We start from the raw sequence: 17,211 nt of genomic DNA on the forward strand, positions 1-17,211 counted from the left end.
TTATGAAAATAAACCGGACTTATATAGCCTGCCTGTGCCTCATCGCCCTGGCAGGATGCAACGCAAATGATGTCTTTGCTCCGGATCATATATGGAGTGCCGGCCAAGAAAACGGACTTCTGGTGACAAACCGGGATAAAAAAGAAATATGCCTCATCGATACCCATTTAAAAAATACGGGTATCAAAGTGACATTGCCAACCGCCGCCAACGACCTGACGGAAACGCCCGACCGGCATATCTGGGTGGTATGCGACGGCGTCGGAGGTTCTTTATGCGAGTTGAACGGGAAAGACCTGTCCCTTATCTCCCAAACAGCATTGGGACATACTCCTTCTGCCCTCTTATTCAACCGGCAGACAGGTTCATTATGGACAACCCAACGCTTCAACAATGAGCTGTGGGAAATATCTCCGAAGACAAAAGAAGTGTTGAGCCGGATCAGCGTAGGCCGCGAACCGGTAGACATCGTCTCATTCGCTGGCGACAGCTTATTACTGGTTGCCAACAACCTGCCGGAAATGTCATCGCTTACGTATCCGATTGCCTGCCAACTGGATATTGTCGATGTAAACAATAAAAAGGTGGTGAAACGCTTACAGCTTCCAAACGGTTCTACGGATGTAAAAGCATTAGCTACGGACAGTAAAGGCGATTACGCGTATGCCGTCCATTTACTGGCACGCTACCAGCTCCCTACCAACCAGGTAGACCGGGGATGGATGAGTACGAATGTCCTGTCCGTCATCAACCTGCACACACAGGAAGTGGAGAATACAGTTCTGTTGGACACTCCGCAGAAAGGCGCCTCCAATCCGTGGAACGTTGTCGTCTCTCCTGATGATAGTAAAATATGGGTATCTGTCTCCGGAACTCACGAACTGGTATGTGTAGACAGAACCTCATTGCATGACCGCCTGGCACGGGCAAAGGAGGGCGAGAAAGTAACTCCTTCGACCAAAGATTATGCGCATATCCCGGATGATGCCGGTTTTTTATACGGTATCCGCGATTTCTACAAAACGCAGGGGAAAGGTCCCCGTGCCCTGTACGTCACACCGGATAAAGTCTATACGGCAAATTACTATACCGGAGAGTTGGTTGCCTTCAACGGAAGCGGCAAGGATATGGTTTCTTCCTCATTGGGTACGGCACTCGCATCCACTCAAAAAGGGAAAGGCGATATGTATTTCCACGATGCTTCCATCGGCTTCCAGGAATGGCAGAGTTGTGCCAGTTGCCACCCCAACGATGCCCGCATGGACGGCTTGAACTGGGATTTATTAAACGACGGCATGGGGAATCCTAAAAATACCAAGACATTGGTTTTATCCCACCAGACTCCTCCTTGTATGGTTTCCGGTATTCGCAAAGATGCGGAAACGGCCGTTATATCAGGTATCAAATATATCTTATTTGCTGCTTCGACAGAAGAAATAGCTCCGGCCATCGATACCTATCTGAAGTCACTGGCACCTGTTCCAAGTCCTTATCTGGTAAACGGTAATTTATCCGAAGCCGCCCAAAAAGGGAAAGAACATTTCGGGAAGAACTGTGCGTCTTGTCATTCGGGTACTTATTATACGGATATGAAACAGTACAAGGTAAACTGGACGAACGGGCCGGATAAGAATGTAAAAATGGATGTTCCCGCCTTAAACGAAGTATGGAGAACAGCCCCCTATCTGTATGACGGGCGCAGCTACACCATGCAGGAAATGCTGAAAGTGCACGGCCCTGCCGAAACATTATCAGATAACGAACTCAACGATCTGGCAGAATATGTCTTATCTCTATAAAACAGCATTATGAAACATTTCGCTCATATATTTGTACTTTCCTGCATTCACTGCTTTAGTGTACTGGCACAATGCGGGAACTTTGCCGGAGCCGATTATTCCCAGGGGATCGTTTTCATTATGGAAAACAACAAGATCGTCTGGCAACATGAGGCTCCGGAATCGAATGATCTCTGGGTACTTCCGAATGGGAACTTATTGTTTTCGGTTGGTAAAGGAGTATTGGAAGTGACCCGGCAAAACGATACCGTCTTTTATTACGCATCGGAAAGTCCCGTCTTCGCCTGCCAACGTCTGAAAAACGGGAATACTTTTATCGGTGAATGCAATGCCGGACGCTTACTGGAAGTCTCTCCCGGGGGGAAAATCGTAAACGAGGTATGCATCCTGCCGGAAGGTGTCTCGGACGGAACATTTGCCTTTATGCGTAATGCCCGCAAACTGGATAATGGCAATTATCTGGTTGCGCATTACGGAGGGGAATATGTCAAAGAATACAATTCAAAAGGGGAAGTAGTCTGGCAGGTACAGGTCCCCGGCGGTCCCCATTCGGTGATCCGGTTGCCGAACGGCCACACACTGGTCGCCGTAGCCGATAAGACACAGAATCCCCGCATCGTCGAATTAGACAAAAAAGGCAACACCGTATGGGAAATATCCAACAGGGATATTCCCGGAGAGCCTTTAAAGTTTCTGGGAGGTATGCAATATTTCCCCGACGGGCGTTTGCTCTTCACCAACTGGGTCGGGCATGTGAATCCTGACAAACGGGATCATCTGTTCCTGGTAGACAGGGATAAGAACATTCTCTGTACATTAAAGGATCAGGAAGGAATACAAACCATGTCTTCCGTATTCAGCCTGGATGAAAATACCGGTTCGCTTCATTAAAACAGTTATTCAAACAACAGCTATATGAGGAAATTATTTTTTATATCCCTATTCGGGATTACATCGCTTACAGCCTGTCTGGCCGATAAGCCGCTACAAACAGAAAATAAGACCTATAAGAATCCTGTCGTCGATTACAGCCTGCCGGACCCCAGCCTTATCAAAGCCGGTGACGGTTACTTTTACGTGTATGCAACGGAGAATATTCGTAATCTTCCTATCCACCGTTCCGTAAACCTGGTGGACTGGGAAGAAGTGGGCACTGCCTTTACTGACAAAACCCGCCCGACTTTCGAGCCTAAAGGCGGTCTGTGGGCACCTGATATCAATTATATCGACGGACAGTACGTTTTATATTACTCCATGTCTGTCTGGGGTGGAGAGTGGACCTGCGGTATCGGAGTCGCGACTGCCGACAAAGCGGAAGGCCCTTTTACCGACCGGGGTATGATGTTCAGGAGTAATACGATAGGCGTACAAAACTCCATCGACCAGTATTACATCGAAGAGAATGGTAAAAAGTACATGTTTTGGGGAAGCTTCCGGGGTATTTACGGGATAGAGTTGTCAGACGACGGACTAGCCCTGAGGGAAGGAGCAGTGAAAAAACAGGTAGCCGGTACTGCTTATGAAGGAACCTATATTCATAAACGTGGCAAATACTATTATCTGTTCGCCTCTATCGGCAGTTGCTGTGAAGGATTGAAAAGTACCTATACAACGGTAGTCGGTCGCTCTGAAAACCTGTTCGGCCCTTATGTGGACAAACAGGGGCAACCGATGATGGAGAATCATCACGAGATACTGATCCGCGGAAATGAAGCCTTTGTCGGTACCGGCCATAACTCGGAAATAGTGACTGACAAAGCCGGAAACGACTGGATGCTTTATCATGCGGTGAGCAAAGAAAATCCAACCGGCCGCGTCCTGATGCTGGATCAGGTCAGATGGGTGAACGACTGGCCGGAAGTAACCGGTTCTACCCCTTCACTGGAAGCTGAAGCTCCCGTATTCTAAATAATGAAGTCACTTTATTCTATGGCTTCGGTGCTAACCTGGCGGTAATATTTAATTACCTGCAAAGTTTACTGGTCGGGATTGTTTTCTGCCTGATCCAGATCGGTTACAGCAACTGGTGGATGAAACGTTTTTATTATGGCCTGATCGAATGGCTGTGGCATACACTGACCTGATTCGCCTAGGTTCCTTTAAGATGGAAATAATCAGGAAAGGTAGCACTATGGTGCTACCTTCTCTACATAGATATGCTACTTATTTTGTCGCGTACCTTCTATTACCTCCCGGTTGATTTGTTTGACCTTTTCCAGATTCATCTTCTCAACCCAACGATCGTAAGTGACTAGACCTGCTCAACGAAACACAACTTTATATGCGTAAAACTAATTAATATTTGATTTTTATGCATAATCATTTAGGGGATCCCCTTCTTTTTAGAGTCTAAATATATGATATCTTTATTGTTTAACCTATAATTTTATTAAGTTATGAAACAAGTTGCAATGCTTGCATGTCTAAGTTTATTATCACTCGGACTAAGTTCTTTCACTGAAAAAGAGAACGAAACAGAAAATGTAAAAACAGAAAATGTTGCTTCAACACCAACACTTGTACAAACTTGTGGAAATCGTCTTTCAAGCGATGTTATTTACATCGACCAAAGCGCATATAATCTTTTTTTCAAAAGAGGTGAAAATACAAGTTTTCGTATTGACTGGCAATGGGATCAAGGTGGTGGTGGATATTATTATGCAAAAGGAACAACAGAAGTAAGAATTCTTGGAGATAGATTTAGAATCAGTATTCCTGGAGAAAGTAGTAGCTCGAATGTTGAAACCTATTACTTTGTAATAGAACGATAACTCAATCTCATTTATCTTATTTTTAGCAGGTAAAACAAGGGGCTATCTCAAAATGAAGTAAACTTCAATGAGATAGCCTCTTTTACTTTTCATCCTATGCTAAGCCAGATAACAGAAACTATTTCAATCGTACAACTGATGAATAAATAGCTTGATCAGCTCCATTAGCCAAAACACCGACACGAGCATATAACGCTTTCGCTTTGGCTATTTCTGTATTACCACTAATATCCGCACTCAGATTTACTGCGCCGGTAGATACTTCGGTTATATCTTTACGAAATACATTATTTACATCATCAGCAAACTGTGTCTTGCTTAAAATCAACATTACCTTGTTGATCGTTGCAGTCGAAACAATTTGGTTAATTGTAAAAGAAGCTGTCATCGTCGTACCGGATACGGCTAACTGTTCGTTAGATATCGTGAAATAAGGAGTGACCTCAATATTCACTTCCGAATGTCCGCTCAGATTAACCGTTACCGTATCATGCCGATTCATCCACGGTCCGTTACCATCTCTAGTTACCAGTTTGTATTCTCCATTAAACAAAAGAGCGGAAAATTCCCCTTCCTGTCCGACAAAAACAGAAATCGGGTCATGTTTTTCATAACCATCCTGATACAATTGCAACTGAATTGCTTCACCGGTACCACGTAAATTCAACGCTTGTCCTTGATAAGTTACTTTTCCGACCAATTTGGATTCCGGTGCATCATAATTATCTTTTCCACAACCAGTAAACAGAACCAGTAGTAATACTAACGAAAAAATATTTGATATAATCTTCATATTCAATTTGTTTTAATTATTGATACGGATTCTTCACCAATTTGGGATTATTATTGATCCAGCCCAAATCAAGGAAGTTGTAATAGTTCTGCATTCTGAAATAACGTGCATTCGGGGACATAAATAAAAAGTCTTCTACGAATACCCACTTTCCGTTATTCGGATCACCCGGTGCAACTACACGATAAGGCCACAAACGGCGATGACGGGCCTGTTCATCATTGTTATTGCCATTCCAGACTTTATCTGCCAAACGCCAGCGTTTCATATCCCAATAACGGTGATCCTCAAATGCAAATTCAACCCGGTTCTCGTGCACGATATTATCGAATGTTACTTTTGTCAAAGGTTGTACGCCGGCTCTTTCGCGTACGGCATTTATATAACCTTCGGTTTTGCCATTATTCAATTCAAGCGATGCTTCTGCTGCAATCATATATGCTTCCGCTACACGAAAACGAGGCATCCACATCTCAGAACCACGTCCACGAGTTCCGGCAGACGGAGTTTCATCCAAATACTTACGTACATAAAAGCCCGTTTTATTGATATATTGTTCGTTCGATTCTTTAGGACCGTTCATAGCAGTCAACAGATTCCCCTGCCCATCCTTTGAATCCAAATCACCTGTTAAAAACTCCCAATTTCCATTATTTTGAATCAACTGTCCGGCTTGAAGAATTACAGGTATGCTCTTAAATTCTGCACCTGGATAAATAATAGTTCCCCACAAACGCGGATCACGGTTTTTGAAAGGCTCATCAGCCGTATTATAAAATTTGTATGTTCCATTTTCCATCGTTTGCACCAAGCTCTTTTGTCCGGGAGTCTGAGTATTTATCAATTCATAATCCTCCACCAAATTTAATACAGCCCCCAAATAACTATTATCAATATCCTCTGCATGAGACTTTGGAGCATTGTTAGTAGTAAAGCCATGTGTTTGCCCTGGGTATTTATAATCGCGTGCCCAAATAACTTCCGTATTATTGTCTTTTACACAAACTGCTTCATAAAAATTCTTGCCTCTATCATCAGGGCGTTTATTTTGTAGCTCATACGGACTGTTATTAATTACATCTTCTGCAGCAGCCAAAGCCATCTGATAATAAGCAGTTGCCTTATCAGCCGGGATACCGACCTCGCCACCATCTGTACGGATCGGTTGCGCCATTTTATTATTATAATTAGCAATAGATGCCGCATACAAAGCAGCACGGGCTTCCAACATTTTAGCTGCCCATTTATTGGCACGAGCCGAGTTGATTTGCTTATCGGCCGGAAGCATCGAATAAACAGCCTGACATTCAGAGATAACATAATCGTACGTAGCAGCTTCTGTTGAACGGGGATACTGCATAGTCGTAACATCCATGCCCGGTTGATAATCGAAAATCTCATCCCCTACTATCGGCATGCCTCCCAGACTACGACACACATTAAAATAATACCATGCCCGCAAAAAACGAGCTTCTCCTTCCAACGGAGTTTTTTCATCAGTAGTCAAAGCAGTCGTTTCACGAACTCCCTTTAAAAACTGATTGATATCACGAACGAGTGTATAATCGTACACACGCCAACGATCATCTTCAAAAGTAGAACGATGATCCGGTCCGCCATTACAAAAAGCAGCTTCATCCAAAACCGTCATTGCCCCCCAATCAGCAACATGTTGTCCCCATGTTACCCGGCCATAATAATTTGCCAAAACAGATTTAATCATAACCGCATCGGCAAATATCTGATCGTTCGTCATAATCCGATCCGGTTCACGATCCAGAAAATCACTACAAGCTGTTGTCGATAACATGCAAGCAACGATTGCCGCCATTATATATTTCTTCTTCATACCACTTAAAATTTAAGGTTTACACCAATATTTATAATTCGTGTCGTCGGATATGCCAATCCATTCCCCTCAGAGGTTTCAGGATCAATGCCAGGAGCATTCGTTAATGTAAACAAGTTTGTTCCGGCGACATAAAAACGTAAATCCGAAATCAATGCTTTTTCCACAATATGTTTCGGTAACGTATATCCTAACTCCAAATTTCGTAGCTTGACATAACGCACATTCTTTTTCCAGAAAGTACTGTTCCAATAATTACTATGCGAACTATTACCGATCAACAACATCGGATATTTTCCTGGTATTAATTCACTGTCAGCATCCCAAATATCAGCCAAGTGCCATGTATCCTCCATATAATACTGCGGGTTATTACCTCCGTCATGGAATGGGTTACGCTGTTCCCAATCCTGATACCAAGAAGCCATAGCTCCACCGGTCAAATCAAATGCCAGGTCAAAACCTTTCCAACCAAAAGCAAAATTCAAACCGAAGTTCAATACCGGAGTAGCTCCTTCTCTATAACCAACCGGACGTTCATCCATACTATTGATTACACCATCACCATTCACATCTTTATATTTTATATCACCCGGACGAAGCGTTTTATTACCCTGACGGTCATTATCGATTGGATAAGTAGCGATTTCTTCCCAGCTCTGGAACTGTCCGATAGCTTCCAATCCCCAGTTTACATATCCAAAACGATGATTGATTGAATTACGATACACATCCCAAGAGTTGGAGAAACGAGGTTTATACTGCTCCCAATCATAAAAACGAGAATAAGTGATATTACCACCAATAGAGTAAGTGAAATCTTCCACACGGTCTGACCAACGTACAGCAGCATCATACCCCATATGTACATCTGAGTTCAGATTTTCTTTCGGCAAGCTGAATCCTACTTCCGATGGTAATAAAACATCATAACGGGAAGCTGGTAACCCATCACGCTGACGACGGAAAAAATCAAACTGTCCGGTCAAACGATTATCCAGAAAAGCAACATCAAGGCCAATGTCCAGTATTTTTACTTTCAACCAGGAAATTGTCGTTACCGGCAGACCACGGGGAACAGAACCTATTGTATAAACACCATCGATGACAGAGCCTCCGTTCTTATAATTATAACCACTCATATAGTCAAAAGGACGATATAAATCTCTATTCGGGTCACCCGATGTCTCCATATCATCTCCCACCATACCATAAGAACCACGAATCTTCAAATCACTGAAAATATTCGCTAACTTACTTTCTTTCCAAAAAACTTCTTCCGATATCCTCCAACCAACAGAAGCTGAAGGGAAAAATCCCCAACGCTGATTAGGCGGGAATTTCCAAGAACCATCATAACGGGCAGAAAACTCAACCAAGTATTTGTTTGCATAATCATAATTTCCACGAAACATCCAGCCTAAACGAGCCTGTGTTTCATTTCCATAATCATCATAGGTATCCATTGTCGGATAATCAATCAAGTGCAAAGAATTTGCAGTAGGTACGGAATGCAACCAGGAATGTGGAGTATCACGTTTGATCGCTTCAAAACCAACAATTGCTGCAACAGAATGATCTCCGAATTTCTTATTATAAGATAATTGAATATTCGAGCTTAATTCTTCCTCATGTCCAACTTCACGTTCTCTCCACGGATTGGTATTCTCAAACATTACAGGATACGTGTCTGTTGCTTCGTCATAACTATACAATTTATAGGTATACTCCTGGTTATTCTTTACATGGTAGTTCAAAAAATAACCAACCATTGCTTTAGCTTTTAAACCATCCCAAATATCATATTCTGCCGTAGCCTGTAACTGGGCCACACGCCAGGTTTCCTGAAATTCTCCTGACAAATCATAATTCAACCATGCAAAATTCGTAGCTGCATTTGAAGATGTCATTGTTGGGTAATTTGGATTATCATTTGCATAGGGACGTTTGGTCGGTAAATTCCGATAGGTTCCAAAACGTGGCATCCAATAGTCATCAACTTCAGGAACACCCGGATTCTTTATATCTTCTATACGCCCATTCATTGTTGCCCCAACTTTCAGACGATTATTAATTTGTGCATCAATACTCATCTGCACATTCGTACGCTTAAATCCACCATAATTTACAATCATGGCATCTTGGTTCAAATGACCGACAGATAAATAATAATTAATTTTGTCTGATCCGCCGGATATATTAGCATTCAGATAATATTGCGGATTAGTTTCCCAGATAAAATCATACCAGTCAAAAGGAACATATCCTTTTTCTTTACCTGCTAACCATTTTTGATAATCCTCTTTACTATATGTATAATCCGTCTTTCCCTGAACAGTCTCGGACTGAACATAATTAGTAAGATAAGTAGCAGCATCCGCTGGTTTTGGGAAAGTTGAAGGGTTCTGCCAACCGTAATAAGCATTCAAAGAAACCGTATTTTTAGTATTCCTTTTACCTTTCTTGGTCGTAACGACAATAACACCATTTGCCGCACGTACTCCATAAATAGCAGCAGAAGCATCTTTCAATACAGAAATACTCTCGATATCGTTAAAATCAATATTATTGAATTGCTTTGAATCAGACTGAATACCATCGATTACATACAACGGATTACCCATATTGCGAATCTGAATGCTGGTCGTTGCTCCCGGACGTCCGTCTGTCTGACGGGTATTCAAACCGGCAATTTTACCGACCAATGCCCCTGAAGCTGTAGAAGCAACAGAGCGGCTGATATCCTCAGAACCGACTTGTGTGATAGCACCTGTCAACGTCGCTTTCTTTTGAGCTAAACCGAAACCGGTAACCACAACTTCATCCAACGCTTGAGAATCTTCACGCAATGTCACACTGACCGCCGATTTCCCTTTTACAGGGATCGTCTGAGTGACATATCCTATATATGAAATTTCCAATACGGCATCAGGAGAGACATTTAAGGTAAATGTACCGTCCAGGTCGGTAATAATACCGTTCGTCGTTCCTTTCTCTACAACATTTGCCCCAATCACTGGTTCTCCCAAAGGATCAAGCACGGTACCCTTCACCACTTTTTGTTGCTGTTGTGGTTGAGGAGTCGAAGGTACTATAGATTTAACCGTATTACCTTTTTCATTTTCCGGTACTAATACAATCTGGTCGTTTGAGATTTCAAAAGTCATCCCGGTAGAATCAAGGATATTAGCCAGCACATCTTTTACTGATTTATTATCAGCATTTACACTTACACGATGTGACAAATCAACTTTATTCTCATCATAAAAAAATGAATAACCGCTTACCTCTTCGATCTGGTCAAGCACTTCACTTAATGATGCATTTTCTAAATGAAGAGAAATGGAACGAAGTTGCATCTTTGCTTCGATCATTCCAGGGAAACTAACCCATAATAAAAAAACAGTTAACAAAAGTGGCATTCTCCATTTTAAAATACCACTGGTACTAAAGAACTTTCGTTTCTTCATAACTTTTTAAGATTTAATAATTTACTAATTACTTATTCAATGTTAAAAAATTGTATTTCTCTTGTGTTCTATTCCATAGGCATTACGATTTTAATTATTACTACTTATTTGTTATTCTCACTGTATTGTTTTCATCGAAACTGTATTGTATCGGATTTATCCTGGCAATCAATCGAAGTACCTCCTCTAATGATTCATGTTTGATCGAAAACGTATATGCCTGGTCAGTCGGCACCTGGGGATCCAACACAATCTTCACACCATACCATTTCGATAAATATTCGGTTAACTCACGGATCGATTTTCTTTGAAAACGAATAGATTCATGAGCCCAAATGGAAGAGAAAGCGACATCAAACCGTTCTGTTCGGATACTAGGCTTATTTTTAAGACAAACTGCAATATCTCCGGGTGTAAGCATTTGAGATGCTCCTGTATTTTCAACAAGGATCGATCCGGACAACAGACTTACATTTACATTCTTCTCATTCTCCCTCGCTTCGACATTAAAAACAGTACCATACACTTTTACAGCTACTCCCCCTCCATTAACGACAAAGAGACGCTCCGAATCTTTCGCTACTTCAAAATAAGCTTCACCTTTCAAAAACACATTTCGTTTTTTCGACCATAAAGAAGTCGAATATTCAAGCGTAGATTCTGCATTCAACCAAACCTTCGTACCATCAGGCAAAATCACTTTCGATTTACCGTTTAATGAAGAATAAGTCAAAACAGCAGAACTGGTTTGATACCATTCATTGACCACATAACTTGTTGCAGAAAATAATAAAAGAAGAAAAACAGAAGCAACTCCCAACAACCAACGAAAAGAAGATAAGGGCATCTTTACTATTTTAGGTTCCTTTTCTTTTATATTAAGTTCCATCCTCTTCCATAAAATATCTACCTCCGAAACGTAATTTGTACCTTCCGCCATAAGAGACAACCATACGGATTGCAATTCAAGAAACAGGGTATGATTCGCTTTGTCAGCAAACCACACCTCCAGTTCAGTCTGCTCCTCAGCTGAAATCTCATGCTTGAATTTCCGTATAATTAAATCCCATGGTATGTTTCTATCCATTTTCGCTCTATTTATACAACGTGAGACTCAAAAAAGCCCGGCATCCCCTAAAACAAAATGATTTTTTTTCACTTTTTGTGTAGAGACATAACAGACTGCAACATTATTATGCTAGTTATCCTAACACTACTATGCTATTCCAACCAACACTACTGTATTACCTCTACCAGCACTATAGTGCTGGCTATGTTAGTCTCATGTCCTGTGTCTATTCTTATTTTGGTACAGATCTCCTGCTATATTTCACCGCAACTCCTCCCCGTTCGGCTTTTTTACGTATCTTAAAAGAATTATTATCGACTTTTCCTGTAATAAATTCAGGTATATTATAAGATTTCATCAGGAGATCGTAATAACCGGTATCCTTTTGAGGAAGTACAAAAGGCTTGGCAATAGCACCGGTTTCAGCTACATAAGCGAAAAAAGGACGTGTATATAGGCCGTCCATACGCCGGCTGCTAAATACAATCCAACGACTATTTGACGACCAGGAATGATAACTCTCAGTATCATCACTATTTACAGCGTTCGGATAAAAACCTTTCTTTGTTCGTAAATCGATCATATACAAATCGGCATCTTTATGCCAGACTGGGAAAGTTCCGTAAGCGGACAACGTGCAAAGCATAAACTTGCCATCAGGAGAAACACGTGGAAATGAAACGCTCTTCCCATCGGTATAGGCATTATAAAGAGTATCTGCTTTATTACCGAAGGTTCCTGTTTCCGGATCAAAAGACAAATAACATAAACTATATGAAAGTTTTCTTATTGAATCGGGCATGGGACAAGCCGGAGCGCTACAATAAAACAATGTCTTGCCGTCCGGGGAAAATGTTGGAAATGTTTCGAAATTATTTTTAGAGGTAGTTAGGGGAGTTGATAAGATTGTATGTTTCTCTATATCGTAAACAACCACATCGGAAGCTGTATCATATACTTCCGTACGTTGAGTCGGATGCAAATCCTGGGTTGTTTTATTCACGGAAAAAGCAATATATTTGCCGGAAGGATGCCAGAAAGGGTATACCAATGCAGAAATCGTTTCTTCAACTTTTGTTTCCAAAAATTCAATCTCTCCTTCATCGATCAAGACTGTCCCACCCATTTTGGACCTCATGTGGAAAAGCATTTTATCCGGATTATACATACAAAACGAATGACAATTCACACAATTATAATTCGTTATCTTATTTTCATAGATAGGCGTTTCTTCATACGATTCCAAATTCCGCTGAAAGATTCCCATTTTGTTCCATAATGAATATCCGGGATCTATCAAACGATAAGCGAGATACGGATCTACGGCTTCTTTCGTCACATACATCGAAAAAGGGGAATAGGCAACCCATTTGTCTTGTTCTTTTTTTGCAATCGTTATCTCTATTGAATCGCCTTTGGCTTGGATCAGTAAGTCTTTCCACTTCTTTTCGGGAATACAAACTTCTCCATTTCTTCCTTCTACTTGAAACTCTTCGTCTCTATATCTGAACAAGGCAAGAATAGGCTGGCCTGAGGATTGAACAGAGAAATTTAACGGAGCTATATTATAAGGGATTGTCACATTTACATAATCCGGAAATATAGTAGGTAAACTTTCCATATTACCTAGTATTTGTCTATCTTTTGTACAAGCCCAGAAAAAAAACAATAAAATAATAAAATAGAACTGTTTCATCTCACCATTATTTATTTTTTAAATACCAAGTAAAACCAATATGTATCTCCAAAAGAAGCAGCCATTACATCCCGAAAGTTTAGATACCCGCGCTTGTCATTCATGTCTTGGTTGAATGCTCCATACCTCTGTTCCACTTTCAAACCTACTCCTTTCTGTGCCCACACGGCCGGCTGCTCTTGAAACAAAGCAACGATTGCCTCCTGATGGCTAATAGACAAAGATGGCCAAACCTCAGTGTGATAATATTTTTCATATAAAGCTTCAAAATTTTTCAATGTTTTACTCAATATATGATATCCCAATAAATATTGAAAAGCGATCTGGTTATTTGGGTTGTTTACAGCCAGTTGTTCCAACGTTTTCAATATCGTGGAAGAAACGGCATATGTGCCTTTTCCTATTAATGCCTTTCTTTTTCCTCCCAGCAATACATCTTCATTCACTAAATTATCATTATACAAATATTTTCGTTGTTCGCTTGCCCATTGCCGATAAAACAAAGTACGTTCCAAGATATTAATATATTTTTCTGCTACCGGATAAGCGCCAAATATCAGATTAGTTTGTACCAAACGTTTTAAGAAATAGGAACTTCCGGTTATCGACGATACATATCCTTCAAATGCAAACTTCTGTGCCGAAGCAATATCTCCTACATGAAAACAGATTTCAGTTAATACGACTGCACAAGGTAAAGAGCTGTCCCAGTTCGGTAATAAACAGTCTTTGCTAAATTGAGGATAATGAAATAGTTTATCCCCCAGCTTACCTTTATTGGCCAATGCCAGATTTAAAACATTTATCGTTTGCAGATTTGCCTTTTCTGCTGAAAACATAGCTATTATTTTATCCCATTGCTCAGTTTTCAAATAATAATCTTGCTTCATATTCTCTTGCCAGACCAACCTCCTTTGGCTTTGTATCCAATAAAAGGAGAATAATACCGGAAGTAATTGACTGAAGACAACTAAAAACTCTTTTAATCCCGATAAGTTATTTTTCCTTCTTAAGTAGCCGGTTAAAACGATACCGGTTGGAAATACAATCCATGAATAATAGATCATTCCGGTATTCAAAAGCGGTTCGTAATAAAAATCCGGTAATAAAATCATCCGGTATTCTCCTTGCCAAGCCAGATGAACAGATAAATAAAATAATACAATCAATTCCAACAATATCAAGAATATATAATACCAATACATTTTACGATATAGGAGTTCCCAAAGAAGTATACTCATTCCCAATAAAAACACAACTGATCCTGCCATTCCCAATAAAACCGGTAACAAAAGACAACCTATGAGAAACCGGAACCTAAAATCCTGTACATTTATATACCAAAGAAAAAAAACGAGCATCAAGAGGTAAGACACCGTACCTTGCAATCGATAATTCATGTCCAGGTGCAAAGGTAGAAGTGATAAAACAGGCAATAAAGAAATCAAATAAGAAAAATTAGTCGGAGCAATTAGCCTGCAAATTCGTTGCATCAATAACCCCACTATTAATAACAAAAAAGTCGTAATTAATGCACCGACATACGGTAATCTATAAAACTGAGAAAGAAAACCAGATAGATAAAAAGCGAATCCACCAGGTTGACCTGACGTATCCCTAAAATAGTCCCATGTGAATGGAAATATTTGCAATTGTTCTATATAATAGAAATAGAACTGGTAGTTATACTGCAAAAAAAAGAATAAACCACAGCATACAATTCCCCAAACAGCAATATCTTTATATTTCATAATAATATTCGTTAGCTTAAATCTTTATTATTAATAAAGACTCAAAACCAACGAATACCCCTTAAACAAATGTGATAAATTTATTCCGTTGTCGGAAACGATGCAATACGTAGACGGGCAGCTCCCATCGGAACCAATGTTATTTCGTCTAATGCATCTGATTTTCTGGCATCCTCATATGGCAGCACATCGCATAAACCGTATTTATCGATCTTCCATTCCGGAATAAGACGTCCCTGTGCCTTAAATATCAAAGGAACATTTGTCAATGTAAATGAATTATTATCAAAAGGCCACTCTTTGCGTTGAACAGAGATTGGAGCATCTATCTGCAGAGCATAGTTCCACGGGCTTGCTGGGTAAATCTCATAAGTAGGCCATGTAGAAGCATCGGCCCCCTCCTGCCATTTTGAATCGCCGATAGCAGTTTCACGACTGTCTTTCTGTTGATAATCTTCATCTATCTTTAAAGACAAAGTCAGAGGATCATAATCGACACTGACACTATTTTTATTAACCTGCCACTGACTATAATTAAATGTCATGGGAACCGTAAGAACGATTTCATCCGCCCTCGACTTTTACTTTCGCCTGACAAGCATTATATAAGACAGCAGCCATTCCGTTATCCGGTATCGCCATAAATAAGATTTTAACTTCATTCAGCATCTGGTTATCCTGAACGATATAAGCCAGGTTTGCATATCCGCGGAGCCAATAAGGGACTTCCTCCCAACCCCATTGACCACCGGTTTTCAACCAGGCATTATCCTTCTTTTGTAACCTGGCGCTAATCTCTCCCCAAAAACCTGAGGAGCCCAAAATCCCTTCGATCCAAATGAATCCCCTTTCTTTAAAGCATATCCGTCAGAAGCTCCTTTCGATCCTTCCCACATTTTCAAGTCTTTAGAGGTATACACCTGAAAGCCCCGATTAGAGTTTCCTCCGGTACCATACAGATAATAAGTTCCGTTTTCATAAAAGATCGTAGGATCAGTCAAATTAATATTCTGCCCGTGGATAGAAGCAACTCCTACACCAAAGAATACCCAAAATAGTAATAATAATTTATTCATGGAATTGAGAATTATTTATAAAACGTTTTCTTTTACAAATATAGACTCAAAAGAACGCTGTATCCCCTAAAAAAATAAAGTTTTTTTACCACAAATATGAATAAGAATCTCCCAAATAAACTCTGATCTTTTTAAGTGCTATTGTTATTTGCCCCTCCACCGTCTTCTCTGAAATATGAAGTTGTTTGGCAATCTCTTTATTAGTCAAATTCTCTTCCCGACTTTTCTTGAATATCTCCCTGCACTTTTCCGGTAAAAGACATACGGCCTCCTCTACCAAACGGTACAATTCCTGAAACTCAAGATCCGAATTATAATCTTGTGCCACTTCACTGACAGAGAGATCCTCCAAATAGACCGGAATTTTTTTATCACGGATATAAGTAAAAGCCTTATTACGGGCAGCCTGAAAGAGATAGGCTTTTAATGTTAACTTTATCTCAAAACGTTCGCGATTCTCCCATATATAAGTAAAAATATCCAAGACCAACTCTTGCGACTTTTCCCGGTCATGGATATAATAGGTAATGAAACGCTCCAATGAATCGGTATACTGATAGAACAAATGCTTAAAAGCGATTTGATCACCTTCCTTTATCAGTTTCAGCAATAATATATCGTCGTTGTTACTGCTCATCCCTAAATTCATTGATTATTTTTACAGGCCTCAAAGATACACAAAGATTCAATCCTTCCTTAACAAAAGATTCTTTTATTTAATATTCACGCTTTAAAACATAATATTTGTTCCTAAATACGTTCCAACAGAAAATAAAAAAGTCTTATAAACTTATAGCTTATAAGACTTTCTATATTCAAACTGTGATTCCGGAGCGATTCGAACGCTCGACCCACGCCTTAGAAGGGCGTTGCTCTATCCAGCTGAGCTACGGAACCATCCTTATTTGCGGTGCAAAGGTAGTACTATTTTTTTAAT

General features: G+C 40.4%; 14 protein-coding genes, 1 tRNA gene and 1 pseudogene. 5 read left to right on the forward strand and 11 right to left on the reverse strand.

Going from position 1 to position 17,211, the window contains the following annotated elements; genetic code table 11:
* Window positions 1-2 precede the first annotated feature (2 nt).
* The 5 genes from QZ076_RS09680 to QZ076_RS09700 all read left to right on the forward strand — a co-directional run bounded on the left by QZ076_RS09680 (window position 3) and on the right by QZ076_RS09700 (window position 4,570).
* Entirely contained in the window at window positions 3-1,799 is a 1,797-nt protein-coding gene (locus QZ076_RS09680) for a c-type cytochrome (protein ID WP_293712854.1), read from the forward strand.
* 9 nt (window positions 1,800-1,808) lie between these two features.
* Window positions 1,809-2,690 carry an aryl-sulfate sulfotransferase gene (locus QZ076_RS09685; protein WP_293712856.1) on the forward strand — a complete coding sequence of 294 codons (882 nt, stop codon included), beginning with the start codon at window positions 1,809-1,811 and terminating at the stop codon, window positions 2,688-2,690.
* Between the two features lie 24 nt (window positions 2,691-2,714).
* Window positions 2,715-3,707: a family 43 glycosylhydrolase gene (locus QZ076_RS09690; RefSeq protein WP_293712858.1), complete on the forward strand. Its 993-nt coding sequence runs from the start codon at window positions 2,715-2,717 to the stop codon at window positions 3,705-3,707.
* Complete coding sequence (locus QZ076_RS09695; protein ID WP_293712905.1) at window positions 3,701-3,883, forward strand: DUF418 domain-containing protein; 183 nt, start codon at window positions 3,701-3,703, stop codon at window positions 3,881-3,883. The genes QZ076_RS09690 and QZ076_RS09695 overlap by 7 nt, the downstream gene beginning before the upstream one ends.
* A 312-nt stretch (window positions 3,884-4,195) precedes the next feature.
* Window positions 4,196-4,570, forward strand: coding sequence for a hypothetical protein (locus tag QZ076_RS09700; protein WP_293712860.1), 375 nt, complete (start codon window positions 4,196-4,198; stop codon window positions 4,568-4,570).
* Window positions 4,571-4,688: 118 nt separating this feature from the next.
* On the opposite strand, the gene QZ076_RS09705 is transcribed toward QZ076_RS09700, so the two are convergent.
* The 11 genes and pseudogenes from QZ076_RS09705 to QZ076_RS09755 form a co-directional block, all read right to left on the reverse strand.
* The gene (locus tag QZ076_RS09705) at window positions 4,689-5,363 is read right to left on the reverse strand and encodes a DUF3823 domain-containing protein (RefSeq protein ID WP_293712862.1); all 675 of its coding nucleotides are present in this window, start codon (window positions 5,361-5,363) and stop codon (window positions 4,689-4,691) included.
* Between the two features lie 16 nt (window positions 5,364-5,379).
* Window positions 5,380-7,212, reverse strand: a complete 1,833-nt coding sequence (locus tag QZ076_RS09710) for a RagB/SusD family nutrient uptake outer membrane protein (protein WP_293712864.1) — start codon at window positions 7,210-7,212, stop codon at window positions 5,380-5,382.
* A 5-nt stretch (window positions 7,213-7,217) separates the two neighbouring features.
* Complete coding sequence (locus QZ076_RS09715; RefSeq protein WP_293712866.1) at window positions 7,218-10,682, reverse strand: TonB-dependent receptor; 3,465 nt, start codon at window positions 10,680-10,682, stop codon at window positions 7,218-7,220.
* A gap of 100 nt (window positions 10,683-10,782) precedes the next feature.
* Window positions 10,783-11,769, reverse strand: coding sequence for a FecR family protein (locus tag QZ076_RS09720; RefSeq protein WP_293712868.1), 987 nt, complete (start codon window positions 11,767-11,769; stop codon window positions 10,783-10,785).
* 214 nt (window positions 11,770-11,983) lie between these two features.
* Entirely contained in the window at window positions 11,984-13,447 is a 1,464-nt protein-coding gene (locus QZ076_RS09725; RefSeq protein ID WP_293712870.1) for a hypothetical protein, read from the reverse strand.
* Window positions 13,448-13,458: 11 nt separating this feature from the next.
* Window positions 13,459-15,198: a DUF6057 family protein gene (locus QZ076_RS09730; protein WP_293712872.1), complete on the reverse strand. Its 1,740-nt coding sequence runs from the start codon at window positions 15,196-15,198 to the stop codon at window positions 13,459-13,461.
* Window positions 15,199-15,278: 80 nt separating this feature from the next.
* Window positions 15,279-15,767 (reverse strand): annotated as a pseudogene (locus QZ076_RS09735) (hypothetical protein); the annotation flags it as partial.
* Window positions 15,763-15,957 (reverse strand): hypothetical protein, encoded by a 195-nt coding sequence (locus QZ076_RS09740; RefSeq protein WP_293712874.1) that lies wholly within the window; start codon window positions 15,955-15,957, stop codon window positions 15,763-15,765. The pseudogene QZ076_RS09735 and the gene QZ076_RS09740, both read right to left, overlap by 5 nt.
* The gene (locus tag QZ076_RS09745; protein ID WP_293712876.1) at window positions 15,954-16,274 is read right to left on the reverse strand and encodes a family 43 glycosylhydrolase; all 321 of its coding nucleotides are present in this window, start codon (window positions 16,272-16,274) and stop codon (window positions 15,954-15,956) included. Before QZ076_RS09745 ends, QZ076_RS09740 begins: the two co-directional genes overlap by 4 nt.
* Window positions 16,275-16,359: 85 nt before the next feature.
* Entirely contained in the window at window positions 16,360-16,911 is a 552-nt protein-coding gene (locus tag QZ076_RS09750; RefSeq protein ID WP_293712878.1) for an RNA polymerase sigma-70 factor, read from the reverse strand.
* 186 nt (window positions 16,912-17,097) lie between these two features.
* Window positions 17,098-17,171 (reverse strand) — tRNA-Arg (locus QZ076_RS09755).
* Window positions 17,172-17,211: the final 40 nt, after the last annotated feature.

The sequence above is a fragment of the uncultured Parabacteroides sp. genome, assembly GCF_905196875.1.
Taxonomy (GTDB): domain Bacteria; phylum Bacteroidota; class Bacteroidia; order Bacteroidales; family Tannerellaceae; genus Parabacteroides.